Below are 23,029 nucleotides of genomic sequence, written 5' to 3'. Positions count from 1 at the left end.
CTGTGAGATCGCCCCGGAGAATAGCCTGAAGCGCAACGCAAGTGAACGGTGTTCACGTCGCACCCCATGGCGGCAGTGCCGGTGCCCGCGCTAGGGTCCGGCCGATGTTGAAAAAACGCTCAGTCTCCCTGTCCGGCCACGCCACCTCGGTGGCGCTGGAGGCCGAGTTCTGGACCGTGCTGGATGCGGTCGCGGCGGCCGGGGGGCTGTCGCAGGCGGGGCTGATGAAGCGGATCGACGAGCGCCGCGGGCGCACGCCCCTGGCCTCGGCCTGCCGGCTTCTGGCGCTGTCGTGGGCGAGCGGCGATCGGTCTTTCATCGAACAGGATTCGACCGATTGACAGCCGACAGGGTTGGCGCATGGTCAGTATCCCAGAAGGAAAACTGCCGTGTTCGACAAGATCGACAAGACCCTGATCCCGCCCGCCCTGTTCGGGGGGCTGATCGCCATCGGACTGATCGGTGCCGGAGCCTTTATCGGCTCTGGCGTGGTCAACGCCCAGGTCGGCAACCGGCAGGTGACCGTGCGCGGCGTGGCCGAGCGCAATGTGGTCGCGGACCTCGCCGTCCTGACGCTCAGCTTCAAGGCCGCGAATGACGACCTGCCCGTCGCCCAGGCCCAGATCGACCGGGATCTGGCGCTGGTCCGGGCCTTCCTGACGCGGCAGGGCTATCCGGCCGAGCACATCACCATCGGCCGTCTGCAGGTGACTGACACGCGGGCGCGGGAATACGGCTCGACCGACAATGTGGTGCGCTACATCCTGAGCCAGGGCGTGACGGTGCGCACGACGGACGTCCAGCGCGTCGCCCAGACCGAGCGGGCGCTGAACGATCTGGTGCGCGAGGGCGTGCAACTGGACTTCGCCGCCCCGACCTATGTCTTCACCAAGCTCAATGAGGTGCGACCGTCGATGATCGCCGAGGCGACGGCGTCGGCGCGCTCGGGCGCGGAACAGTTCGCCAAGGACTCCGGCGCGCCACTGGGCCCGATCCGCCAGGCGACCCAGGGCTCGTTCGAGATCCTCGCCCGCGAGGATATCGACAGCGAAACGACCTCGCTGAACAAGCGGGTGCGCGTCGTCGCGACGGTCAGCTACCAGTTGCGCTGAGGCTCAGGTCCCGGGTGCCGGCTCGGGCGGCAGGGTCGGCGGATTGACGGACGGAACGTCCGGCAGGTCCGGCATCTTCGGCGCATCCGGCAGTGCGGGGCGCGGCAGATCGATGTCCACCGAGACATCCGTGCCGTCCGGCGCTTCGATTGCGCCGCGGTTCGAGAAGACCACGACCGCGATGATGATCACGATCACCACCAGACCGCCGACCAGCAGGCCAAGCCAGCTGGCACCGCCGCTGCGGGGCGGGTTGTTGATCGTGGTGTGATGGACGACTTCCGGCCGCTCGGGCGGGGGAAGGTTGGGATCGGTCATGGCTCAGTTCACCGTCGGCACGGCGGGGGCGGAGACTTCCGGCAGATTGACATCGACGTTGATGTCCTTGCTTTCCGGAGCCATCCCGCCGCGGGCGAAGACGAAATATGCGACGATCGCGAGGACGACGACGATGCCGCCGACGATGAAGGCCAGGCCTGCGTTGCCGCCGCCGCTGCCGGTGTTGTTCGTGTTGTTGTCGGTCATGGAATGATCCCTTCCCCGGGCTGTCGATGCTGCCGGAACGACGGCGCCGCTTGCCGGTTCCGCGAGGCCGCCGACACGCGACCGCTGACATCACGCTCCGTGCCCCTTATGTTCTCCCGATGAGTCTCCCCGACACCCCTGCCCCGCGCATCTCAGACCTCGCCCGCTCGCGCGGACCCGGCGGCGTCGCCGCGCCCGCCGCCGACTATCTGGCGGGGTTGAACCCTGAACAGCGCGAGGCGGTCGAGACGGTGGATGGACCGGTGCTGGTGCTGGCCGGGGCGGGCACGGGCAAGACACGGGTGCTGACCACCCGGCTGGCGCACATACTCGCCACCGGGCGGGCGCGGCCGTGGGAGCTGCTGGTCGTCACCTTCACCAACAAGGCCGCGCGCGAGATGCGCGAGCGGATCACTCATCTGATCGGGCCGTCATCCGAGGGCCTGCGCTGGCTGGGGACCTTCCACTCGGTGGCCGCGCAGATCCTGCGGCGGCATGCGGAACTGGTCGGGCTGAAGTCGACCTTCACCATCCTCGACACCGACGACCAGGAGCGGGTCTGCAAACAGGTGCTGGAAGCTGAGGGGCTCGACACCAAACGCTGGACGCCCAAGTCGCTGAACGGCCTCATCGACCACTGGAAGAACCGCGGCTGGACGCCGGAGAAGCTGCCGCCGTCCGAGGATTTCGCCAACGGCAAGGGACACGCACTCTACGCCGCCTATCAGGCCCGGCTGGTCAGTCTGAACGCCTGTGACTTCGGCGATCTGCTGCTGCACAATCTGACGATTCTGGCCAAACACGCGGATATTGCGGAAGAATACCGGCACCGGTTCCGCTACATCCTCGTCGACGAATATCAGGACACCAACGTGGCCCAGTACCTGTGGCTGCGGCTGCTGACATCCTCGACCGGCAATGTCTGCTGCGTCGGGGACGACGATCAGTCGATCTATGGCTGGCGCGGGGCCGAGGTGGACAACATCCTGCGCTTCGAGCGGGATTTCCCCGGCGCCAAGGTCGTAAGACTGGAGCGCAACTACCGGTCAACGCAGCATATTCTGGGCGCGGCCGCAGGCCTGATCGCGGCCAACCGCGACCGGCTGGGCAAGACGCTGTGGACCGAGGACTCCAGCGGCGACAAGGTCCGGGTGCGCGGCGTCTGGGACGGCGAGGCCGAGGCGCGGCTGGTCGCCGACGAGATCGAGACGGCGCGGCGGGCGGGCACGCCCTATCAGGACATGGCGGTGCTGGTCCGCGCCTCGTTCCAGATGCGAGCGTTCGAGGAACGGTTCGTCCTGCTGGCCGTGCCCTACAAGGTGATCGGTGGCCCGCGCTTCTTCGAACGCGCCGAGATCCGCGACGCCCATGCCTATCTGCGGCTGATCCTGTCGGAAGACGACGACCTGGCCTTCGAGCGGATCGTCAATGTGCCCAAGCGCGGCCTCGGCGACACCTCGGTGCAGAAGGTGCTGCAGATCGCCCGGCTGTCCGGCGTCTCGGCCATGAGCGCCGTGCGCGACCTGATCGTCTCGGACGAGCTGCAGGCGCGGACGCGGACGGCCCTGTCGAACTTCGTGCGCGACATCGACCGCTGGCGCGCCTTCGCCCAGACCACGACCCACTGGGAGCTGACCGAAACCGTGCTCGAGGAGAGCGGCTATACCGACATGCAGAAGGCCGACCGGGCCACCGGCCAGACCCGGCTGGATAACCTCAAGGAACTGACGCAGTCGATGCAGCAGTTCGAGACCCTGCCCGCCTATCTGGAGCACGTCTCGCTGGTCATGGATCTGGACCGCGGCGGCTCGGACGATGCGGTGCAGATCATGACCTTGCACGGGGCCAAGGGGCTGGAGTTCCCGCTGGTCTTCCTGCCGGGCTGGGAGGAAGGCGTCTTCCCGAGCCAGCGCAGCATCGACGAGAAGGGCGAGAAGGGCCTCGAGGAGGAACGCCGCCTGGCCTATGTCGGCGTGACCCGGGCCAAGTCGGACGCGCGGATTTCGTTCGCCGCCAACCGGCTGGTCTACGGCCGCTGGACCTCGCAACTGCCCAGCCGGTTCGTCGATGAACTGCCGATCGACCACGTCGAGGCCGAGAGCGACACGGGCTACTACGGCGTCACCCCGGGCATGAAGGACGCCAAGTCCCGCTGGGACGAGATGCCGACCTTCGGGGCCGGCTATGCGTCGCCGGGATGGAAACGGGCGCAGTCGTTCACCGCCGGCCGGGCTCCGGCGGCCAAGCCGGCACGGCATACGCTGATCGAGGGGGATGGACGCTTGCTGGCGACCGCGGACCCGAAGGCGGGCGGCGACTGGTCGCTGGGCCAGCGCGTGTTCCACCAGAAATTCGGCTACGGCGCGGTCAAGGCGATCGAAGGCAACAAACTGCTGATCGAATTCGAAAAGGCCGGCGAGAAGAAGGTCATCGATACGTTCGTGGAGAAGGCGTGACGGCGGGAAAGCCAACCCTTCGTTAAGCCCGTTCGCCGACCCTGCGAGGGTGCACGAATCCCGTCCCGCCGACGCCCTGACCGAACCAGCCCCCAGCCTGTGGGAGCGGGTGATCTGCGGCGTGATCATCGCCATGCTGACCGGGGCCCTGATCGGGCCGGTGTTTGCGCCGATGCAGGAAGAGACGCCGGTGCTGCGGCTGGTCTGGCTACCGGCCTATGCGGCCATTGTCGGCCTGCTGCTGTTCCGGATCAACCGGCTGTGGCGGGCCTGGCCGGCGATGATCGCCATCGTCGCGCTGGTCGGGCTGGCCTTCGCCTCGCGCTACTGGTCGCTTGATTTCGCCACCACCATGCGCCGGGTGATCGCCCTCGCGATCAGTTGCGGCTTCGCCCTCTATCTCGGCGCCGTCTTCCGGGGGCCGCATCTGCCGCGACTGCTGATGCATACGGCGCTGGTCATGGCGGTGGGCAGTCTGGTGATGGTCTTCGCCTTCCCTTCCATCGGGGTGCACCAGCTCGACAACGCCGGCCTGTGGCGCGGCCTCTGGTACGAGAAGAACCAGATGGGGGCGGTGATGGTGATCGGCGCGACCGCCGCCGCCGCCTGCCTCGCCTCGCCCGATCCGCGCCGCCTGCTGCCGGCTGCCGCCCTGGTCCTGTCCAGCGGCCTCGTGCTGGCGACCCAGTCCAAGACCTCCCTGCTCTGTCTGGTGGTGGGCCTTGGCCTGATCGGCGGCTTCTGGGCCCTGAGACGCGGCGGCGCGGCCTTCTCCGTCATCGCCATCTGGTGCGCGGTCGTGCTGGCGGGCCTGGGCATCTGGATCTGGGACACCCATTCGGTGGCGGTGCTGGAGGCGCTGGGCAAGGACCCGTCGCTGACCGGCCGGACCGAGATCTGGGACAGCCTGATGCGCAAGGTCGCCGACCGGCCATGGACCGGTTACGGCTATGGTGCCTTCTGGGGCCGGATCGGGGAGTCGCCGCCCGCCGACTGGGTCCGCAAGGAGACGGGCTGGATCGTGCCCTCGGCGCACAACGGCTGGATCGATCTGCTGGTCCAGCTGGGCTGGCCGGGGGCGGTGCTGGTCGGTGCCCTGATGGCCGGGACGGCCCTGATCGCCGTCCTGCGCTGCATGGGTTCGGGCCTGCGCGAGGGGTGGTGGGGTATCGGCTTCCTGGCCGCCTTCTTCGTGCTGAGCCTGTCGGAGAGCATTCTCATGGCGCACCAGGGCCTGCCCTGGGTGTTGTTCATGGCGGTGCTGACGCGCACCCTGTTGCCGTCGCCGGCGCCGGTGGCCGCGCCGCTTGTGGAGAAGCGCCGCCGGGCCTACCAGACCGGTCCCCGAATCGTTTCACAGTATCCCTATGGGTCCCACCGCCGCGCCTTCCCTGTTCGATGATCTGCCCGAGCCGCAAGGCCCGGCGCCGACGCCCGCGCCGCCCTCGAACGATGTGACCCCGCCCGAACCGGCCCTGGCCCCGCAGGCCGCGGCCCCGCGTCCTGAGCCCGCGCCCGCGCGCGCCGCCCCCGCCCCGTCCGCCCCGCCGGTGCCCGGCAGCTATTCGGCCTCCTCGATCGAGGTGCTGGAAGGGCTGGAGCCCGTCCGCAAACGCCCGGGCATGTATATCGGCGGCACCGACGAGCGGGCCCTGCACCACCTGTTCGCCGAGGTGCTGGACAACGCCATGGACGAGGCCGTGGCCCGCCATGCGAAACTGATCACCGTCGACCTCGACGCCGAGGGCTGGCTGTCGGTCAAGGATGACGGCCGTGGGATTCCGGTCGACCCGCACCCCAAACATCCCGGCAAGTCGGCGCTGGAAGTGGTCATGACGGTCCTGCACTCGGGCGGGAAATTCTCCGGCAAAGCCTACGAAACTTCGGGCGGTCTGCACGGCGTGGGCGTTTCGGTCGTCAACGCGCTGAGCGAACGGCTGGACGTCACCGTCTGGCGTGACGGCTTCGAATGGACCCAGTCCTTCAGCCGCGGCCTGCCGCTCGGTTCGATCGTCCAGGGCGGAGCCTCGAAGAAGAAGGGCACCCTGATCCGGTTCAAACCGGACGAGGAAATCTTCGGCGTCGGCGCGGCCTTCAAGCCGGCCCGCCTGTTCCGCATGGCGCGGTCCAAGGCCTATCTGTTCCGCGGTGTCGAGATCCGCTGGACCTGCGCGGCCGAGCGGATCACCGACCAGACCCCGACGGAAGCGGTGTTCCACTTCCCCAACGGACTGGCCGACGCCCTGGCCGAGCGGATCGGCGAGCTGGAAACCGTGACCCCCGCCTTCTCGGGCCGCGTCGAGCGCAAGGGCGAGGCCGGAGCGGTCGAATGGGCCGTGACCTGGTCGCCGATCGGGTTCGGCGAGGCCGACGGCTTCGTCTCCTCCTACTGCAACACGGTCTCGACGCCCGATGGCGGCACGCACGAGGCCGGTTTCCGCGCGGCCCTGGTCAAGGGGCTCAAGGCCTATGGCGAGCTGACAAACGAGAAGCGCGCCGGACTGATCACGGCCGAGGACGTCATCGCCAACGCCGGGGCCATGATCTCGGTGTTCATCCGCAACCCCGAATTCCAGGGCCAGACCAAGGACCGCCTGTCGTCCCCGGACGCCCAGCGGCTGGTCGAACAGCTGATGCGCGATCCGCTGGACCACTGGCTGACGGAAAGTCCGAAACAGGCCAACACCCTGCTGGGCTTCGTCATCGAGCGGGCCGAGGACCGTCTGAAGCGGCGCAAGGACAAGGAGGTCCAGCGGGCCCAGGCAACGCGCAAGCTGCGCCTGCCCGGCAAGCTGTCGGACTGTTCACGCCAGTCGGCCAACGGCACCGAACTGTTCATCGTCGAGGGCGACTCGGCCGGCGGCTCGGCCAAACAGGCGCGCGACCGGACCACCCAGGCCATCCTGCCCCTGCGCGGCAAGATCCTGAACGTCGCCTCGGCCACGGCCGACAAGCTGCGCGCCAATATCGAACTGTCCGACCTGGCGCTGGCGCTCGGCGTCCAGCCGGGCAGCCGGTTCAACATCGAGGACCTGCGCTATGAGCGCATCGTCATCATGACCGACGCCGACGTGGACGGTGCCCATATCGCGGCCCTGCTGATCACCTTCTTCTACCGGTCGATGCCCGAGACTATCCGTCAGGGCCGGCTGTTCATGGCCCTGCCTCCGCTCTACCGGATCAGTGCCGGCCCCCTGTCCGAATACGCCCGCGACGACGCCCACCGCGACGAGCTTCTGGCCACGGTGTTCAAGGGCAAGAAGACCGAGATCGGGCGGTTCAAGGGCCTGGGCGAGATGATGGCCTCCCAGCTCAAGGAGACCACCATGGACCCGAAGAAGCGCACGCTCGCGCGGGTCACGGTGCCGGCCTCCGAGGACGAAATCGAGGATCTGGTCGAGCGGCTGATGGGCAAGAAGGCCGAGGCCCGGTTCCAGTTCATCCAGGACAACGCCCAGTTCGCGGTGGCCGATCTGGACGTTTGACGCCGGCCAACCGGGGAGTTCGAAGATGCACCGGGGATCCTGCCTCTGCGGAGCGGTCACATTCGAGGTTTCAGGCGCACTCGCCGCTCCCGACGCCTGCCATTGTCGGAAATGCCGGAAGCACTCGGGCCATTTCTTCGCATCAACCGACGTGCCGAAGTCCGCGCTCAGGGTCGAGGGCGAAGACCGTCTGGCCTGGCACCAATCCTCCGAGAAGGTGCGCCGCGGCTTCTGCGCGACGTGCGGCTCCTCCCTGTTCTGGGACCCGGTTTTCCGGGACTGGATCGGGGTCGCCATGGGGGCCTTCGACACTCCGACGAACTCCCGGCTCGGGGTGCACATCTTCGTCGCGGACAAGGGCGACTACTATGACATCGCGGATGGTCTTCCGCAGAAACCCGACTGAGCCGCCCCTTCGGCGGGCGATCCTGTAGCTTGCCATTGCCGAACAGACCCGAAGCCGACCGTTCCGGAGGACAGAGCAAGGCGCTCAGACGCCTGCCGGGACGGCCTCCCGCGGCACCAGACCCGCCAGTTTCCGGTTCAGCTGGCTTCTCAGGAACAGAAGCGCCACGCCGGCCTGCAGCAGGGCCGAGGCGGCGGAGGCCCACCAGAGGTGTTCCAGCCGCGCCCAGGGCTGGGCCGAGAGCCAGAAGGCTGCCGAGGTGAAGAAGACCAGGCGCAGCACGCCACCGACGAGGGCGGGCCGCGTGTCGCCCAGGGCCTGGAAGGTGCCGGAGGCGGTGAAGATCAGGCCCGTAGCCACAAAGTTCAGCGAGACGATGCGCAGATAGGTCGCCGCCACCTCCGCCACGGCGGGGTCGGGTGCGAAGGGCGCGACCAGCCAGCGCGACTCGAACAGGCAGAGCAGGGTCAGGCAGGCCATCAGGGCCGAGCTCATCAGGGCGGCGTCGCGGACGGTCCTGCGGACCCGGTCCGGCAGGCCCGCGCCGAAATTCTGGCCGGCGACCGGGGCCACCGCGAAGGAGATGGCCATCGCCGGCAGGAAGATCGCCTGCATCACACGCGACCCGACCCCGAAGCCGGCCTGGGCCTCGCTGCCGAAATTGCGGATCACGGCATAGACCACGCCCATGGTGACGAACATGAGCAGGAACTCGACCGCCGAGGGCAGGCCGATGCCGACAATCCGCGTCAGGATGGCGGGGCTGGGCCGGTCGAGGCGCAGGGGCGCGCGCATCAGGGTCTGGACCCGGCCGAACAGCCAGACCGAGCCGAGGAAGCCCGCCCCGGCAGCGATGGAACTGGCGAGGCCCGCTCCGAAGGCACCGAGCGGAAGGCCCGACCCCCAGCCTGCGATGAGAATGGGGGCGAGGACGGCATTCAGCAGCACTGTGCCGGTCTGGACGAGCATGGTCGGACGGACGACCCCGGCCGCGCGCAGGGCGGCACCCATGGCTCCCGTTGGGAACATCAGAGCCAGGGCGGGCAGGAAGCCGTACAGATAGGCCTTGCCCTGTTCAGCGGTCGCGACGTCTGCCGCCAGGGCGTCGATCGCCCGGCCACCCAGCCCGTAGCCAAGCACAAGGGTCAGAAGGAAGAGGCCGACGGACAGCAGCATCGACTGGCGGTAGACCCCGTCCACCTTGCTGAAATCCTTGCCGCCGATGGCGCGCGCGATCAGCGAAAGCGAGCCCACGCTCACCATCTGCGCCGCAGCCATGACGAGGAAGAAGACCACCCCCGCCAAACCGACGCCGGCGAGTGCGTCGGGCCCCACAGAGCCGACGAAATACAGGTCGATCAGGAAATACAGGGTCTGGAACAGCAGGCCGAGGCCGATGAAGGCCGCCATGCCGATCAGCTGTTTGCTGATGGAGCCCTGGGTCAGGTCCTGCTGCATCGCGAGTCGTCCGTCTCCACGCATGGACTGCCCATGCCGATCGATCTGGATTTACCCGGACGAAACCCGCTTGTCTATATTACCCGGATATTATTTTAGCCGCAGTTCGCAGGCTCGCCGTAGCGGCCGATGACGGCGGGCGAGTCGCCGTCATCCTCGACCGAAATCACCGTCAACCGGTCATATTCGCAATCGGCCATCTCCGAGGGGCCGGTCTCGCCCAACGCCCGGGCGATCAGCGGCACGGTGTTGCTGTGTCCGACGACGAGAACAACGGCGTCATCCGGAAGGGCGCGAATCCGCTCGGCGATCCGGAGAATATGGGCCTCCGTCCCGCCCTCGAACGAGATGGTTTCAGGGTTGATGGCATGGGCCTCGGCGGCCGGTCGTGCCGTCAGAACGGTGCGCTGAAGCGGAGAGGTGAAGACGTGCGTGAGGTCGGCGTCGCTGAGCGCGACCGCTAGGTCCATGGCCCGGCGCTGCCCCGCTTCGGACAGCAGCGGATCTGCGCTGGCGTCGACCTTCTCTGCATGCCGCACCAGGATCACGGTCTGGGCCATGGCCGAGCTGGCGGTGAGAAGCGACAGCCCGGTCGCCAGCAGGAGGCGTTTCATCGTCTCAGTTCCCTGTTTCCCGGCAGACTGGATGGCGCGACCGCAGCTGTCGAGGGATCAGTTCGCCTGGCTGTCGCGGACCCGGGCGAAGGCCGGTTCGCCGCTGACCTCGGCATACACCGAGCTGAGATCCTCGAAGACGCGGTTCCAGGAGAACCGCTCGACCGTACGAAGGCGGGCGGCGACGCCGAGGGCCTCGATATCGCGCGCGAACAGGGCCTCGATGGCCGCCGCGTAGTGGCGAGGGTCGGCGCTCTTCGCCAGTTGGCCGACGGTGTCGTCAACCGTCTCCTTGACCCCGCCGGCATTGACCCCGACGACCGGGCGCCCGCAGGCCATGGCCTCCAGCACGATCAGGCCGAAGGGCTCCTTGTCATTGGCATGCACGAAGGCATCGCAGGAGGCGATGATCTTCGCCACCGCCTTGGGATTGGCTTCGTACGGCAGGGAGATGACGCGCTCTTCCGCCGGCATGCCCGCGCCGGCACCGACGAGGATCAGGTGATAGGGGTCGCCCAGCGCCTGAACGGCCTGGATCAGGACATCGATGTTCTTTTCCCGCGCCGGACGGCCCGCGAAACACAGCAGCCGCGCAGACGCCGGGAGGTTCAGCTTCTTCAGCAGCCAGTCGCGGTCGCCGCGGTCAGGCCGGAAGGTGTCGATCTCGACCCCCAGCGGCCGGATGACGATATTGCCGACGCCGGCCTCTTCAAGCCGACGGGCGATGTAGCGGCTGGGCGAGACGACGCGGTCGAACTGGCCGAACAGGCGGGCCCAACGCTTCTCGACCGGCTTCTTGGCCCATTCGCCAAAATGCAGGGCGGCGAGACCGGCGGGATCGGAGTGGCAGAACCCCACAACCGGGCAACCGGCGCGCTGGCCGGCGGCCAGGGCCCCCTGCCCCGGCGTGTAGGGATCGCCCGCCTCGATGATTGACGGGTTCAGAGACGCGACCCAGGCGGCCCAGCGACTCACCGAGGTGGGCCAGCGGTAGCCGTCGCCGAAGGGCAGTTTGGTAGCGTGAAGCTGGACGATGCCGTCGTCGCCGGCCTTGTGGTGCGCACCGGGGACCACCAGCGAATGGGCGACATCCGGCCGGTTCGCTTCCAGCCAGGCCTTCTTCGACAGCAGGTAGCGCTTCACCCCGCCGGACCGGGGCGCATAGAGCATTGTGGTGTCGACCAGCCGGGGACGGACATCCTCGCCGGCGGCCTTGGTAGCCGCGAGCGTCTCGGAGACTTCCTCATCCCAGCCGGGGAACAGGCGAAGCTCGCCTTCCTGGACCTCAAGCCCGGCGAGGGTCATGAGCTCCCGCTCGGTGGCGCTGATACTGGACGCGCCGCCCCGTCGGACCCGCCGCTGGATGCGACGCGCCTTGCGGACCTTGGACATATGCGACTTCACCATGCCCGGCCCGTAACGCCGCCGACGGCGAAGCTCAAGCGCTGTCCGTCGGCGGAACGTCTTCCGAGGGCGAAATACCGCGCCGCGCGAGGGCTTCGCGGAGCAGGCATTCGAGCTGGGCATTGACCGAGCGCAGTTCGGCGGCGGCCAATCGCTCGACCGCCGCCATCACCCCGGGAGAGGTGCGCATCAGGAAAGGCTTTCGGGGCCTGGCCATGTCAGCCGTACAGGGTGCCCGTATTGACCACGGGCTGGGCCTCGCGGTCGGCGCACAGCACCACCAGCAGGTTCGAGACCATGGCAGCCTTGCGGTCCTCGTCCAGATCGACGACGCCGCGCTCGTTCAGATCAGCCAGGGCGCTCTCGACCATGCCGACGGCACCCTTGACGATCAGACGGCGCGCGGACAGCACAGCCTCGGCCTGCTGTCGCTTCAGCATGGCACCGGCGATTTCCGGGGCGTAGGCGAGGTGCGCCAGACGGGCCTCGTCAATGGCAACGCCGGCGACGCTGACCCGGCCGACCAGTTCCTCGCGCAGACGGCCGGCGACGTCCTCCGCGTCGGCGCGCAGGGTCAGTTCGGGCACATCGGTCTCATCGCCGTGGTCGTAGGCGTAGTGGGAGGCGATATCGCGCAGGGCCGTGTCCACCTGGATGTTCACGAACGCCTGGTAGTCATCCACGTCAAACAGGGCCTGGGCCGAATCCTGGACGCGCCACACGACGTTGGCGGCGATCTCGATGGGGCTGCCGCGCCGGTCGTTCACCTTGAGCTTGTCGCTGGTCAGGTTGCGCACCCGCAGGGAGATCTTCTTCCGGCTGTACCAGGGCAGGACCCAGCGCAGGCCGGTCTTGCGATCCGTGCCGCGGTAGTCCCCGAACAGCATGATGGCCATGCCTTCGTTGGTCTGGAGCGAATAGAGTCCGCACACCAGCAACAGGCCGACGGTCGCCGCGGCGATCCCGGCGACCACGCGCACGGCCGAGTCCGGATCCTGCGCCACGACGGCCGGCCCGGCGACGAGCAGCAGCAGTCCGATCAGCAGCATCAGGATGCCGTTGGCGGTGTTGGCGGGGCGTTCTGTGGATCTTGAATGCTCGTGGGTCATCATTCCCTCCCAAAGTCGATATGTAAGTGATATCACTTTGATTGCGATATTGGCAATAGCCGCGCTTGCCGAACACGCCCCGCCAGCGGGTTCGGCCTTGCATTCGCCTCAAATTCGAGAAACTTGAGGCAGGCTGACACGGTCCCTGTTAGAGGATCGTCGGCGTCTCTGCGTGTGTCGTCCACAGGGGTTTCTACCGAATGCGTATTCTACTCGCGACCGCGGTTGCGATCGCTCCCCTGCTGGCAGCCACCGGGGCCATGGCCGAAGTCGTGATTACGACGGTCCGCACCGCGCCGATCACGACGTTGAACGCGACGGACGGCGGCACGGCCGACAGCATCCGTATCTCCGGCAGCGGCGGCATTTCCCTGACGTCGGGAACGGCCGTGACGGTGAACTCCAACCATGATTTCACGATGGAAGGCACCAGTTCCATCACGATGACCCCGGCCGCGGACGGGGCCACGGCGATCCTGGTCAACGCGGGGGTGACCTCCAACGTGACCATCGGGTCGACGATCTCGATCATCGACACGATCGAAACCTATCCTGACACAGACAATGACGGCGATATCGACGGACCCTGGGCCACGGGCACGGGTCGCTACGGCGTCCGCTATGCGGCCGGCGCGCCCGTCACGGGCAATCTGATCGTCAGCAACCTCGGCTCGATCGGCGTTGACGGGAACAACTCCTACGCCATCTCGATCGAATCCGGCCTGATCGGCAACATCCAGTCCCAGGGCAACATCCGCGTCTTCGGCGACAACTCCGTCGCCATCCGGACCCAGGGCGCCGTGACCGGCAACATCGCCCTTCTGGGGAGCGTGACGGCGCGCGGCCAGAATACATCGGCAGTCTCGATCGGTGGCGACGTCGGCGGCCGGTTGACGCTGCAGGGTGAAATCAACGCCACCGGCTATCGTTACACCAGCCTCGGCAATGACACGTTTGAGTCGAGGCTCGACGCCGAAGACCGGCTGCAGGGCGGGCCCGCGGTCATCATCGCGGGCAATGTCGCCGGCGGCGTCGTCGTCGACCGCGCGCCGACCGATACGGACACCGCCAATACGGATGAGGACGCCGACGGGATCGCCGACAGCACCGAAGGCACGGGCAACATCAACAGCTACGGTGCCGCGCCCGCCATTCTCGTCGCCTCGACGACCCAGAACATCACCCTTGGCGTCGTCGGCACGGGAGACAACGACTTCGGCTTCATCAACCGCGGCACGGTCACCGGCCAGGGCATCTATGCGGGCATCACGGCCAATGCGATCTTGTTCGGCGGCAACGCCGGCCAGTCGGTGGTCATTGCCGGCGGCGTGCGCAACCAGGGCACTGTCGCAGCCCTCGGCAACGGGGCCAACGCCACGGCCTATCGTTTCGGCGTTGGTGCCTCCACGCCGCGCTTCATCAACGTCGGCAACATTACCGGCGGTGTCGCCAGCGAGGTCGCGGCCAATGCGGTCGCCATCCAGATCGACGCCGGCGCGTCCCTGCTGAGCTTTACCAACAACGGCTCCATCCTTGCTTCGGCCGGCGGCGGCGTCGCCGATGTCACCGCCATCAACGACCTCAGCGGCACCCTCGCCTCGATCACCAACACCCGCTCGCTCCAGGCGACCCTCAATCCCAATGCGGCCGGCGATGCGGTCACGGGTTCGACGACGGCCATCAACGTCGCGGCCAATACGACCGGCGTCACAATCTTGCAGACGGGCGTCGCCGCCACCCCGACGGCCCAGGACCCTGACAGCGACGGCGATGGCGTCCCGGACAGCATCGAGCCGATCATCGTCGGTGACATCAGGCTCGGTACCGGTGCCGATGTGGTCGACATCCGCAACGGCGTCGTTTTCGGCGACATCGATTTCGGACTGGGTGCCGATACGCTTTCGATCTCGGGCGGGTCCATCGTCCGGAGCGCCCTGTCCGACGTGGGCGGCGACCTGACCATCAACGTGAGCAACGGCATCCTCGACGCCCGGCACACGGCACCCCTGAACGTGACCACATTGAACGTGGGCGCGGCCGGCGACCTCATCATCACCGTTGACCCCGCGAACAGCGCCTCGGGCGGCTTCAATGTCTCCGGGACCGCGACCCTTGCGGACGGAGCCGGCATCGGCGTGCGCTTCACCTCGCTGCTCACGGGTCCCGAGCGTTTCACGCTGATTGATGCGGGAACGCTGAACTACGGCGCCATCGACCTCGGCTCGATCGAGGAGAACTCGCCCTATCTCTACATGGTCGAGGCCGGTGCCAACGTTCCGGCCGGTCAGGTCTTCGTGGATGTGCGCCGTCGCACCGCCGATGAGGCCGAGTTCATCCCGGTCGAGGCCGCGATGTACGATTCCTTCTATTCGGCCCTCGGCGGCACGGGCGCGGCGAATGTCCGCAATGCCTTCCTGTCACAGACCGGGCGCGAGGATTTCATCGACCTGTATGAGCAGCTGCTGCCCGACCATGCCGGCGGCCCCCTGCTCTCGCTGTCGTCGGGTGTGGACGCCGTGACCCGCGCCCTGACGGGCCGCAATGCCTCCGCGGCCCCCGGCGAAACCAGCGCCTGGGTGCAGGAGATCAATTTCTACGCCGACAAGGACAAGACCGACACCTACGGCTTCCGCTCGGAAGGCTTCGGCGTCGCCGGTGGCATCGAGCAGGGCACGGGCCTCGGCGCGGTCGGGCTTTCGCTGGCCTTCACCTCGTCCGACCTCGAGGATCCCGAATCAGCGGCCGAGGAAGTGCTGACGGCCAGCCTGCTGGAGTTGGGCGTCTACTGGCGCGCGCAGGGCCAGTACTGGACCACCTGGGCACGGGCTGCGGCCGGCTATGCGACCTTTGAGTCCGAGCGCCGCTTCGTCGGCTCCGGGCTGAACCTGACCAATGAATCCGACTGGTCGGGCTTCTCCCTCGCGGCGGCCGGCGGCGTCTCTTACGAGCGCAGTTTCGGACGGTTCAGCGTTCGGCCGGAGGCCTATGCCGAGTTCTTCTCGCTGAGCGAGGACGGCCACGTCGAAACCGGCGGCGGCGACGGCTTCGACCTTGAGATCGACGATCGCGATGGTCACCTGTTCTCGGCGACCGCGGCCATCAACCTCGGCATGTCGATGGGCGAGGACAACTGGCTTCGTCCCGAACTCCGCGTCGGCTGGCGCCAGAACATCTCGGTCGATCCGGGCGAGACCATCGCCCGCTTCCGCTCGGGCGGTCCGGACTTCACCCTGGACGGCGGCTCGATCGAAGGCGGCGGTCCGATCGTCGGGTTCCGACTGAACATCGGCAACGAACTTGGCATGCTGTCCATCAACGCCGATGCCGAGATGATCGAGGACTACATCCGCTACATGCTGTTCCTGCGAGCCAGCTTCCGGTTCTAGGGTACAGGAAGCCTTCGGGTTTCAGCGGACGGGCGGCTAGCTCAGCTGGTCAGAGCACCTCGTTTACACCGAGGGGGTCGGGGGTTCGAACCCCTCGCCGCCCACCAGTCGTCCCCGGCATGACCGTGCCCGTTCGCCGATCAGACGTCGTTCACCATTGCCGGTTAACCCTGCGCGACAGGGAGAAGGCGTCATGTTCAAGACCATCAAATCCGGCGCGACCATCGTCGCCATCCTCGGCGTCAGCCTGATGCTGCAGGGCTGCCTCGTCGGGGCCGTCGTGGGCACAGCCGGCGCGATCGTGGGCGGCGCGGCCCAGGCCACCGGCGCCGTCGTGGGTGCCGGCGTGGATGCGGTCACGACCTCTGACGAGGAAACCCGCGCCAAACGTGAGCGCGAGGAACGCGCCCGGGAGCGCGAACAGCGCCGTTGCGAACAGCGCCAGCGGCAGGGTCGCGGCTGCTAGACTAGAGCGTCAGCACACAGCGTTCGTGGATGGTCGGCCGGGAGACCGTAATCCGGCTCAGGCCCGGCCAGTCCGCTTTCAAACGTCCGGCGAACCACAGGCACAGGTGCTCCAGCGACGGCAGCTCCAGGCCGGCGTGCTCGTTGAGCATGCCGTGGTCCAGTTCCTCTGCGGCAGCCTTCAGAGCCCGGTCCAGCGCGCCCAGATCAGCGACCCAGCCATGCTCCGCGTCCAGAACCTCGCTGCGCACCGTGGCCTCGACCTGGAACGAATGACCGTGGATGCGGCGGTAGGGGCTGCCCTCGGGCTCGCTCGGAAAGTGATGGGCCGCGTCGAAAGTGGCGGCCTTGGTGATCTCGAAAACGCTCATCTTACGCCGATGTATTTGTGGGTCTGGACGCTGAGGCGCCATTTCGGATGGGTCAGGCAGTAGTCGATCGCCGCCGCGGTGTTGGCCGCCTGGTCCGGGCCGTCCATGGGCTGGAGCCAGAAACGTTCGAAGGCGAGGTGTTCGAACCGGTCGGGCATGGCCGAGGCCTGGGGGAAGACGAGCTTGAGCTCCTGGCCGGAGGTCTGAAGAACGGGCGCTTCGGCCTTGGGGCTGACGCAGACCCAGTCGATCCCGGCCGGTGCGGAGAGCGTGCCGTTGGTTTCGACGGCAATCTCAAAGCCACGCGCATGCAGGGCCTCAATCAGAGCGGTGTCCAGCTGCAACAGGGGCTCACCGCCGGTGCAGACGACCAGCTTCGGGTCCCCTGCCCGCCCCCGCCACAGGGCGGCGACATGGTCCGCCAGCGCGTCGGCCGACGCGAACTTGCCGCCGCCGTCGCCGTCCACGCCGACAAAGTCCGTGTCACAGAAGGTGCAGACGGCGGCCGCCCGGTCACGCTCCAGCCCACTCCAGAGGTTGCAGCCGGCGAACCGCAGGAAGACGGCGGGCCGTCCGGCTTGCCCGCCCTCGCCCTGCACCGTCAGGAAGACCTCCTTGGCCGAATAGGTCATGCACCGACCCACTCGGCATGACCCGCCGCACGCAGCGCACAGGCGGGGCAGTCGCCGCAGCCGTAGCCCCAGGCGTGGCGATGGGTCCGGTCGCCCCGGTAGCAGGTGTGCGAGGCTTCGATGATCAGCTCGACCAGCGCCGCACCCCCGATGCGATCAGCCAGCGCCCAGGTCTCGGCCTTGGTCAGGGCCATCAGGGGCGTCTCGATGACAACCGGCTTGTCCAGCCCGAGGCTGAGTGCTGTCGCCATGGCGTCGATAGTGTCGCGCCGGCAGTCGGGGTAGCCCGAATAGTCGGTCTCGCACATGCCGCCAACCAGCACATCCAGTCCCCGGCGGTCCGCCAGTGCGGCGGCGCAGGTCAGGAAGACCAGATTGCGGCCGGGGACGAAGGTGGTCGGCAGACCCCGCGCATCCATCTCGATAGCCCGGTCGGCCGTCAGGGCGCTTTCGGCAATCCGGCCGTAGCCGGTCAGGTCGACGACGTGATCCGGTCCCAGCCGTTCGGCCCATTGGGGCAGCACCCCGGTCATGCCGGCGCGGACCGCCAGCCGGGCCTCCATCTCGACGCGATGGCGCTGGCCGTAGTCAAACCCGACCGTCTCGACGCGGGCATACCGCTCCAGCGCCCAGGCCAGGCAGGTCGCGCTGTCCTGCCCGCCGGAGAACAGGACGAGGGCCGATGTCGCGGACGTTGGCGTGGTGTAAGGGATTTGGGAATCGCTCATGACAAACCTGCGGTCGGCCGGTCGGCCGCGCGCATGGACAAGGGGATGGGCCGCTGATCGGCGGGGCCGGCCTTCTACACCAGCCCCGCGGACAGAGCAAAAGCGACCCAAAAATGGCGGTTACCGCCTTAACCCTTCCGCAAACGGTTCTGCTGCATTGTCCACAGGTCCCAGTGGAGTAGCGGCCTCTCATGCCGACCCTAGAAGTCCTGACCGAACGCGCCGAGGCGGTTTCGCCCGAGACGCCGGGAATCGACGTCTTCGCGCGCTTCGAGCGTGAACCTGCGACTCTGGTGATCCCGGTCGTCGAGAACGGCCGGCCGGTGGGTCTGGTCGAACGCAACGCCTTCCTGCTGAAAATTGCCAGCCCGCTGGGTCATGCCCAGTTTGCCAATCGCCCGGTCCTCCATGTCATGGACCCCGAGCCGGCGGTCGTGGAAGCCGGGGTCAGTATCGACGCTTTCTGCGATGTGCTGCTGAAAGGCGGCCCGGAAGCCCTGATGCGCGGCTTCATCGTCACCCGCGAGGGCCGCTATCACGGCGTCGGCACGGCCGGCTCCTTGCTCCAGGCGGTCAATGAGCTCCAGCGTCAGCAGAACCTGGAACTGACCGAACAGGCCCGCGTCCTGTCCGATACCCGAACCCAGGCCCTCGCCTCCGCACGGGCCAAGAGTCAGTTCCTGGCGATCATGAGCCACGAGCTGCGTACGCCGATGAACGGCGTCCTGGCGGTGGCTGAACTGCTGCGCCGGCAACCCCTCAACGCCCAGTCCCACGCCCATATCACCACGATCGTGGAGTCGTCGGAGACCCTGCTGAAGATCCTGCAGGACGCACTGGACCTGTCGCGCGCCGAGGCCGGCGAACTGGATCTTCATCCCGTGGCCACGCCGCTGCGCGCCCTGATGGACGATATCCAGACGACCTGGGCTCCCCGGGCATCGCAGGATAATGTGACCCTGATGGTGAGCTATGAGGGCGACACCGAGCTGGCGGCCGTCATTGACGGCACCCGGGTCACCCAGGTGTTCAACAATCTGATCGGCAACGCCCTCAACTTCGCCCGCAATGGCGTGGTGGAGGCCGGCCTGAAGGCCGTGGCGGACGGTGACCGTATCCGACTGGAAGCCCGCGTTCGTGATGACGGCACAGGGGTCGATGCCGATCGCGTCGACGCCATCTTCGAGCCGTTCGTACAAGGCTCTGGTCAGGACGGAGCCGGCCTCGGCCTGGCCATCTGCCGCCAGATCGTTGATCGCATGGGCGGGCGGATCTGGGCTGAAAACAACCCGGGCCGCGGTGCCACCTTCGCCTTCGACCTGGACGTCGAGCGGACCCAGGTCGAGGCCGCCGCAGCATCCAATGTCGAGAATTTCGGCGGCGAGGGCGACCTCGGGACCAGCCCCCACATCCTGATCGTGGACGACAATGCGACCAACCGCGTGGTGGCCCAGGCCCTGTGCGAAATGTTCGGCTGCACCTCGGAAACGGCCGAGGATGGCGTCGAGGCCCTCGAGGCCGTACAGGAACGTCGCTTCGACCTGATCCTGATGGACATCAAGATGCCGCGTATGGACGGCGTCCAGGCGACCCAGGCGATCCGCGCCCTCACCGGCCCGGCGCGCAACATCCCCATCGTCGCCCTGACCGCCAACGCTGATCCCGATGATGCCCGCAAATACCTCACGATCGGCATGGCCGCAGTCGTCGAGAAGCCGATCAAGCCCGAGCGCCTGCGTATGGCGATGAACCTCGCGCTGGAGCAGGCCGCTGCGGCCGTCGAGGTCGAGGCCGAGACCGTTCCGGAACGCAATCACAAGCGCCGCTCCGCCGCCTGATCCGGCGATCGATGCCCGGGCGCCCTTGCGCTCGTATCCGGACGGACCGAGAAGCATGCAATGCTTTCTCCGATCCACGCCATTCTTCCCCAGTTGGCCGCCGGCGCAGCCCATACCCATGCCCTCGGCTTCGTCTATGACGGTGTCGACGGCGACCGCGTCCGGATCCGTGCGCCATGGCGCGAGGACCTTGTCGGCGATCCCGATACCGGCGTCCTCTCGGGCGGTCTGGTCACCACCCTGCTCGACCACGTCGGCGGCCTCGCGGTGTGGCTCGCGCTCGGCCAGTTCGAGTCGATCGCGACCCTCGACCTGCGGGTCGACTACATGCGGGCGGCCCGGGCGCGCTCTGATCTGATCGCGGAAGCGCGCTGCTATCACCTCAGCCGATCGGTCGCCTTTGTCCGCGCCTGGGCCTTCGAGGACAGTCCGGATGATCCGGTGGCTGCGGCCCAGAGCGCCTATATGCTGTCCACGTTTCGCAGGCGCGGGATCGGCTCCAATCTCGGTGCCGGGCGGGAGGCCAAGGGATGAGCGACCTTCTGGACCGGCTGCCCTACGCCCGCTTCCTCGGCCTGATCACCGCGACCGACGGACAGGCCCTGACCGTCACCATGCCGTTCGACCAGAAGCTGATCGGCAATCCCGTCCTGCCCGCCCTGCACGGCGGGTCGACCGCCGCCCTGCTTGAACTGACCGCCGTCGCCCAGGTGGCCGCCCTGTATCCGCGGCTGCGGCTGCCGCGACCGATCAATGTGACCGTGGCCTATCTCCGCTCGGGCCGGCCGGTGGATGTTCACGCCCGCGCACGGATCAGCAAGGCCGGACGGACCGTCGCCCACGTTCTCGCAGAAGCCTGGCAGGAGGATGAGGCCCAGCCAATCGCCGCCCTGACCGCGCATTTCCTGATGGCCGAAGACGACCATTAGTTGCATCCGGCAACACTCTGTGCTTGTTTTGTTCCGGTGACGCCCGGTCACAGGGAGATGCAAGCATGAACAGATCGTCCATCGGCGAAGCTCTCGCCGCCCGCCTCTATGCCGCTGAATCAGCGATCGACCAGGCCCTGATCGAGACAGCGACCCTGGCGGCCGCCCTGCCCGCGGCGCGTGCAGACGCCTGGTTGTCCGCCGTCTCGGGTCAGAGTGCTTTCGCCGGGACGGCGGGGGCCATCACCGCCCTGTCGGAGGCACGGGCCCATATTGTGCAGACCCACAAGACCCTCACGGCCCTTGCCCGCAGGCTTGGCCTTGAGACTCTGGCGGTCGGTCCGTTGGACAAACCCGGAGACGGTCCGCCGATCGGTGGAGGGGGCGGCGATGGGGGTGGGATCACGCCCGACATGGCTAACAAATCCCTACCGTTCGCGTCCTAGGTGTGTTAACGCTTCCTTTACTCTGATCTCAGTGGGAGGCTTACATGAATAAGGCTGAAGTGATCGCCAGCGTTGCCGGCGACCTGAACTCCGCAGAACAATCGCTGGATGCCGCCATCGCCCAGGCGACCACGCTCATCCAGTCGATGATCGGTGCTCGCACGGCCCTGACCCTGTCGCCGGTCGCCGGCGCAGTCTCCCAGGGCAAGGCGATGGAAGCTGTCGCCGCCCTCGCCACGGCCCGTGAAGCCCTCGTGGCCTGCCACGAAGAGCTCGCCAAGGATCACCGTCGCCTCGGTTACGGCGTCTACGCCATCGGCCACATGAACAAGCCGGCCGAAGCCTCGCCGCCGACCACGGGCGAGCTGGCCCGCCCCCGGGGTCTCCGCGCGGTTTAATTCGCTGTAATGTCCCAGACCGGTCGTTCCGATCCGGGCAGACTCAATGATATATCGCCCTCATGCCACAAGGCATGGGGGCGGTTTCATGTTTGACACCCTGCCAACCCAGATTGGGGCTGGCCTGACCGTACTGGTAGTGGCGTTCGCTTTCCTCAAGGGGGATGAACCGGAGCGCATCGCTGCTGGCGGCTATGTCCTGTCGTGGTTTGCTTCCCTGTTGATCCAGGGCGATGGAGCGGTCGGGGGCACCAACTGGGGTTTGATGGCGATCGACTCCGTCATGCTGGCGGTGTTCGCCGCCCTGTCGTGGAAGAGCCAGCGTGCTTGGCCGGTTTGGGCCGTGGCTCTTCAGTCGTTGACGGTCATGAGCCACATCCTGACGCTCGTCGACATCCGGCCGTCGGTCTCCGCCTTCTATGCGGTCATCAATCTGGCCAGCACCGGCATTCTTCTGGTCATCGCCATCGGCACCTTCTGGGCCTGGCAGGAGCGGCGCGCCGCCGGACTGGAATAGTCGCCGGGCGTTGCCTTTAGGCATTTATTCCTGCAGCTTTAGCGGATCGGCCCTGTCGGCTGCGGTGCCCCCATGCCCCTCTCCCATGCCCAGCTCTGGAAGGCGATCGACGGCCTCGCCCGCCATGAGGGCCTCAGCGTCTCCGCGCTGGCGAAGCGCGCCGGACTGGACGCCACCAGCTTCAACCCGTCCAAGCGGTTCGGCCCCGGCGATCCCCCGCGGCCGCGCTGGCCCTCGACCGAGAGCCTGACCCGGATTCTGACAGCGACCGGCCTCTCGCTCGGCGAGTTCGCGACCCTGGCGAGGGACGCGGTGGAACGCCCCGCGACCGTGCCGATGCTGGGCATGGCCCAGGCGGGGCAGGATGGCTATTTCGATGATGCGGGCCTTCCGGTCGGAGACGGCTGGGAGCAGACCGATCTTCCCCGCCCCCGGGACAGTCTGCTGAGCCTGCGGATCGTGGGAGACTCGATGGCCCCCCTGTACCGGGAGGGCGACCGCGTCATTGTCGACCGTGAGGCGACCGAGGTCCGCAAGGGCGACCGCGTGGTCGTCCGCACAACGGGCGGCGAGACCCTCGCCAAGGAAGTGACGGCCTTGACCGCGAAGAGCGTGGCCCTGGCTTCGGTCAATCCGGCCTATGAGGGGCGCAACCTGGCGCGCAGGGACATCCTATGGATGGGCCGTATCCTCTGGGTCAGCCAATAAGGAAAAGGCCGCCCCTTCCGGGACGGCCTCTTCATCATGCCA

The 23,029-nt window shown here is 67.5% G+C and carries 25 protein-coding genes and 1 tRNA gene; 16 read left to right on the top strand and 10 right to left on the bottom strand.

Going from position 1 to position 23,029, the window contains the following annotated elements; genetic code table 11:
- The first annotated feature begins 104 nt into the window (after positions 1 to 104).
- Together KB221_08055 and KB221_08050 are read left to right on the top strand one after the other, a co-directional pair.
- The gene (locus KB221_08055) at positions 105 to 341 is read left to right on the top strand and encodes a ribbon-helix-helix domain-containing protein (GenBank protein ID WIY68065.1); all 237 of its coding nucleotides are present in this window, start codon (positions 105 to 107) and stop codon (positions 339 to 341) included.
- A gap of 48 nt (positions 342 to 389) precedes the next feature.
- Positions 390 to 1,112, top strand: a complete 723-nt coding sequence (locus KB221_08050) for an SIMPL domain-containing protein (protein ID WIY68064.1) — start codon at positions 390 to 392, stop codon at positions 1,110 to 1,112.
- A gap of 3 nt (positions 1,113 to 1,115) precedes the next feature.
- Here KB221_08050 and KB221_08045 read toward each other — a convergent pair whose 3' ends face one another.
- Entirely contained in the window at positions 1,116 to 1,430 is a 315-nt protein-coding gene (locus KB221_08045; GenBank protein ID WIY68063.1) for a hypothetical protein, read from the bottom strand.
- Positions 1,431 to 1,433: 3 nt separating this feature from the next.
- Positions 1,434 to 1,637: a hypothetical protein gene (locus KB221_08040; GenBank protein WIY68062.1), complete on the bottom strand. Its 204-nt coding sequence runs from the start codon at positions 1,635 to 1,637 to the stop codon at positions 1,434 to 1,436.
- 119 nt (positions 1,638 to 1,756) lie between these two features.
- On the opposite strand from KB221_08040, the gene KB221_08035 reads away from it, so the two are divergent.
- From KB221_08035 to KB221_08020, 4 genes are read left to right on the top strand one after another with little or no spacing between them, the layout of a single operon-like run.
- Positions 1,757 to 4,093, top strand: a complete 2,337-nt coding sequence (locus KB221_08035; GenBank protein WIY68061.1) for a UvrD-helicase domain-containing protein — start codon at positions 1,757 to 1,759, stop codon at positions 4,091 to 4,093.
- 49 nt (positions 4,094 to 4,142) lie between these two features.
- The gene (locus KB221_08030; GenBank protein ID WIY68060.1) at positions 4,143 to 5,495 is read left to right on the top strand and encodes an O-antigen ligase; all 1,353 of its coding nucleotides are present in this window, start codon (positions 4,143 to 4,145) and stop codon (positions 5,493 to 5,495) included.
- Positions 5,461 to 7,578, top strand: coding sequence for a DNA topoisomerase IV subunit B (parE, locus tag KB221_08025; protein ID WIY68059.1), 2,118 nt, complete (start codon positions 5,461 to 5,463; stop codon positions 7,576 to 7,578). Before KB221_08030 ends, parE begins: the two co-directional genes overlap by 35 nt.
- A gap of 25 nt (positions 7,579 to 7,603) precedes the next feature.
- Entirely contained in the window at positions 7,604 to 7,984 is a 381-nt protein-coding gene (locus tag KB221_08020; GenBank protein ID WIY68058.1) for a GFA family protein, read from the top strand.
- Positions 7,985 to 8,068: 84 nt separating this feature from the next.
- On the opposite strand, the gene KB221_08015 is transcribed toward KB221_08020, so the two are convergent.
- The 5 genes from KB221_08015 to KB221_07995 form a co-directional block, all read right to left on the bottom strand.
- Positions 8,069 to 9,442 carry an MATE family efflux transporter gene (locus KB221_08015; GenBank protein ID WIY68057.1) on the bottom strand — a complete coding sequence of 458 codons (1,374 nt, stop codon included), beginning with the start codon at positions 9,440 to 9,442 and terminating at the stop codon, positions 8,069 to 8,071.
- Between the two features lie 95 nt (positions 9,443 to 9,537).
- Complete coding sequence (locus tag KB221_08010; GenBank protein ID WIY68056.1) at positions 9,538 to 10,056, bottom strand: phosphoglycerate mutase family protein; 519 nt, start codon at positions 10,054 to 10,056, stop codon at positions 9,538 to 9,540.
- A 57-nt stretch (positions 10,057 to 10,113) separates the two neighbouring features.
- A complete protein-coding gene (locus KB221_08005; protein ID WIY70891.1) occupies positions 10,114 to 11,361 on the bottom strand; it encodes a glycosyltransferase in 1,248 nt (415 codons plus the stop codon).
- Between the two features lie 133 nt (positions 11,362 to 11,494).
- Positions 11,495 to 11,650: a hypothetical protein gene (locus tag KB221_08000; GenBank protein WIY68055.1), complete on the bottom strand. Its 156-nt coding sequence runs from the start codon at positions 11,648 to 11,650 to the stop codon at positions 11,495 to 11,497.
- A 28-nt stretch (positions 11,651 to 11,678) separates the two neighbouring features.
- Positions 11,679 to 12,569, bottom strand: a complete 891-nt coding sequence (locus KB221_07995) for an SPFH domain-containing protein (protein WIY68054.1) — start codon at positions 12,567 to 12,569, stop codon at positions 11,679 to 11,681.
- A 200-nt stretch (positions 12,570 to 12,769) separates the two neighbouring features.
- Here KB221_07995 and KB221_07990 point away from each other — a divergent pair, with 200 nt between their 5' ends.
- From KB221_07990 to KB221_07980, 3 genes are all read left to right on the top strand, one after another.
- A complete protein-coding gene (locus KB221_07990; GenBank protein ID WIY68053.1) occupies positions 12,770 to 15,955 on the top strand; it encodes an autotransporter outer membrane beta-barrel domain-containing protein in 3,186 nt (1,061 codons plus the stop codon).
- Between the two features lie 30 nt (positions 15,956 to 15,985).
- Positions 15,986 to 16,062, top strand: a tRNA-Val gene (locus KB221_07985).
- 86 nt (positions 16,063 to 16,148) lie between these two features.
- On the top strand, positions 16,149 to 16,421 hold the full coding sequence (locus KB221_07980) for a hypothetical protein (protein WIY68052.1): 273 nt from the start codon (positions 16,149 to 16,151) through the stop codon (positions 16,419 to 16,421).
- A gap of 1 nt (position 16,422) precedes the next feature.
- Here the strand turns inward: KB221_07980 and KB221_07975 are convergent, their stop codons facing one another.
- The 3 genes from KB221_07975 to queC are packed head-to-tail and all read right to left on the bottom strand — an operon-like array spanning position 16,423 to position 18,151.
- Positions 16,423 to 16,791 carry a 6-carboxytetrahydropterin synthase gene (locus KB221_07975; protein WIY68051.1) on the bottom strand — a complete coding sequence of 123 codons (369 nt, stop codon included), beginning with the start codon at positions 16,789 to 16,791 and terminating at the stop codon, positions 16,423 to 16,425.
- Positions 16,788 to 17,423, bottom strand: coding sequence for a 7-carboxy-7-deazaguanine synthase (gene queE, locus KB221_07970; GenBank protein ID WIY68050.1), 636 nt, complete (start codon positions 17,421 to 17,423; stop codon positions 16,788 to 16,790). Before queE ends, KB221_07975 begins: the two co-directional genes overlap by 4 nt.
- Positions 17,420 to 18,151: a 7-cyano-7-deazaguanine synthase QueC gene (gene queC, locus KB221_07965; GenBank protein ID WIY68049.1), complete on the bottom strand. Its 732-nt coding sequence runs from the start codon at positions 18,149 to 18,151 to the stop codon at positions 17,420 to 17,422. Before queC ends, queE begins: the two co-directional genes overlap by 4 nt.
- Before the next feature lie 191 nt (positions 18,152 to 18,342).
- On the opposite strand from queC, the gene KB221_07960 reads away from it, so the two are divergent.
- The 7 genes from KB221_07960 (at position 18,343) to KB221_07930 (ending at position 22,987) form a co-directional block, all read left to right on the top strand.
- Positions 18,343 to 19,989 carry a response regulator gene (locus tag KB221_07960; protein WIY68048.1) on the top strand — a complete coding sequence of 549 codons (1,647 nt, stop codon included), beginning with the start codon at positions 18,343 to 18,345 and terminating at the stop codon, positions 19,987 to 19,989.
- Positions 19,990 to 20,049: 60 nt separating this feature from the next.
- The gene (locus KB221_07955) at positions 20,050 to 20,523 is read left to right on the top strand and encodes a PaaI family thioesterase (GenBank protein ID WIY68047.1); all 474 of its coding nucleotides are present in this window, start codon (positions 20,050 to 20,052) and stop codon (positions 20,521 to 20,523) included.
- Positions 20,520 to 20,918 carry a PaaI family thioesterase gene (locus KB221_07950; GenBank protein WIY68046.1) on the top strand — a complete coding sequence of 133 codons (399 nt, stop codon included), beginning with the start codon at positions 20,520 to 20,522 and terminating at the stop codon, positions 20,916 to 20,918. Before KB221_07955 ends, KB221_07950 begins: the two co-directional genes overlap by 4 nt.
- A gap of 65 nt (positions 20,919 to 20,983) precedes the next feature.
- Positions 20,984 to 21,364: a hypothetical protein gene (locus tag KB221_07945; GenBank protein ID WIY68045.1), complete on the top strand. Its 381-nt coding sequence runs from the start codon at positions 20,984 to 20,986 to the stop codon at positions 21,362 to 21,364.
- 44 nt (positions 21,365 to 21,408) lie between these two features.
- Complete coding sequence (locus KB221_07940; protein WIY68044.1) at positions 21,409 to 21,762, top strand: hypothetical protein; 354 nt, start codon at positions 21,409 to 21,411, stop codon at positions 21,760 to 21,762.
- Between the two features lie 88 nt (positions 21,763 to 21,850).
- Entirely contained in the window at positions 21,851 to 22,279 is a 429-nt protein-coding gene (locus tag KB221_07935) for a hypothetical protein (GenBank protein WIY68043.1), read from the top strand.
- Positions 22,280 to 22,351: 72 nt separating this feature from the next.
- Positions 22,352 to 22,987 (top strand): helix-turn-helix transcriptional regulator, encoded by a 636-nt coding sequence (locus KB221_07930; GenBank protein ID WIY68042.1) that lies wholly within the window; start codon positions 22,352 to 22,354, stop codon positions 22,985 to 22,987.
- Positions 22,988 to 23,029: the final 42 nt, after the last annotated feature.

The sequence above is a fragment of the Aquidulcibacter paucihalophilus genome (assembly GCA_030285985.1).
GTDB lineage: Bacteria > Pseudomonadota > Alphaproteobacteria > Caulobacterales > Caulobacteraceae > Brevundimonas.
Note: the sequence above shows the minus strand (reverse complement) of the source record. Positions and strands in the feature narration are given on the sequence as shown.

Excerpts from the sequence above, each read along its gene's own strand:
- parE (WIY68059.1), top strand. The coding sequence starts at position 5,461 with ATGGGTCCCACCGCCGCGCCTTCCCTGTTCGATGATCTGCCCGAGCCG.
- KB221_08045 (WIY68063.1), bottom strand. The coding sequence starts at position 1,430 with ATGACCGATCCCAACCTTCCCCCGCCCGAGCGGCCGGAAGTCGTCCAT.
- KB221_07990 (WIY68053.1), top strand. The coding sequence starts at position 12,770 with ATGCGTATTCTACTCGCGACCGCGGTTGCGATCGCTCCCCTGCTGGCA.
- KB221_07975 (WIY68051.1), bottom strand. The coding sequence starts at position 16,791 with ATGAGCGTTTTCGAGATCACCAAGGCCGCCACTTTCGACGCGGCCCAT.
- KB221_08035 (WIY68061.1), top strand. The coding sequence starts at position 1,757 with ATGAGTCTCCCCGACACCCCTGCCCCGCGCATCTCAGACCTCGCCCGC.
- KB221_08055 (WIY68065.1), top strand. The coding sequence starts at position 105 with ATGTTGAAAAAACGCTCAGTCTCCCTGTCCGGCCACGCCACCTCGGTG.
- KB221_07995 (WIY68054.1), bottom strand. The coding sequence starts at position 12,569 with ATGACCCACGAGCATTCAAGATCCACAGAACGCCCCGCCAACACCGCC.
- KB221_08005 (WIY70891.1), bottom strand. The coding sequence starts at position 11,361 with ATGACCCTCGCCGGGCTTGAGGTCCAGGAAGGCGAGCTTCGCCTGTTC.
- KB221_08020 (WIY68058.1), top strand. The coding sequence starts at position 7,604 with ATGCACCGGGGATCCTGCCTCTGCGGAGCGGTCACATTCGAGGTTTCA.
- KB221_07955 (WIY68047.1), top strand. The coding sequence starts at position 20,050 with ATGCTTTCTCCGATCCACGCCATTCTTCCCCAGTTGGCCGCCGGCGCA.
- KB221_08010 (WIY68056.1), bottom strand. The coding sequence starts at position 10,056 with ATGAAACGCCTCCTGCTGGCGACCGGGCTGTCGCTTCTCACCGCCAGC.
- KB221_07950 (WIY68046.1), top strand. The coding sequence starts at position 20,520 with ATGAGCGACCTTCTGGACCGGCTGCCCTACGCCCGCTTCCTCGGCCTG.
- KB221_08015 (WIY68057.1), bottom strand. The coding sequence starts at position 9,442 with ATGCAGCAGGACCTGACCCAGGGCTCCATCAGCAAACAGCTGATCGGC.
- KB221_07940 (WIY68044.1), top strand. The coding sequence starts at position 21,409 with ATGAATAAGGCTGAAGTGATCGCCAGCGTTGCCGGCGACCTGAACTCC.
- queE (WIY68050.1), bottom strand. The coding sequence starts at position 17,423 with ATGACCTATTCGGCCAAGGAGGTCTTCCTGACGGTGCAGGGCGAGGGC.
- KB221_07945 (WIY68045.1), top strand. The coding sequence starts at position 20,984 with ATGAACAGATCGTCCATCGGCGAAGCTCTCGCCGCCCGCCTCTATGCC.
- KB221_07930 (WIY68042.1), top strand. The coding sequence starts at position 22,352 with ATGCCCCTCTCCCATGCCCAGCTCTGGAAGGCGATCGACGGCCTCGCC.
- queC (WIY68049.1), bottom strand. The coding sequence starts at position 18,151 with ATGAGCGATTCCCAAATCCCTTACACCACGCCAACGTCCGCGACATCG.
- KB221_08040 (WIY68062.1), bottom strand. The coding sequence starts at position 1,637 with ATGACCGACAACAACACGAACAACACCGGCAGCGGCGGCGGCAACGCA.
- KB221_07960 (WIY68048.1), top strand. The coding sequence starts at position 18,343 with ATGCCGACCCTAGAAGTCCTGACCGAACGCGCCGAGGCGGTTTCGCCC.
- KB221_07980 (WIY68052.1), top strand. The coding sequence starts at position 16,149 with ATGTTCAAGACCATCAAATCCGGCGCGACCATCGTCGCCATCCTCGGC.
- KB221_07935 (WIY68043.1), top strand. The coding sequence starts at position 21,851 with ATGTTTGACACCCTGCCAACCCAGATTGGGGCTGGCCTGACCGTACTG.
- KB221_08000 (WIY68055.1), bottom strand. The coding sequence starts at position 11,650 with ATGCGCACCTCTCCCGGGGTGATGGCGGCGGTCGAGCGATTGGCCGCC.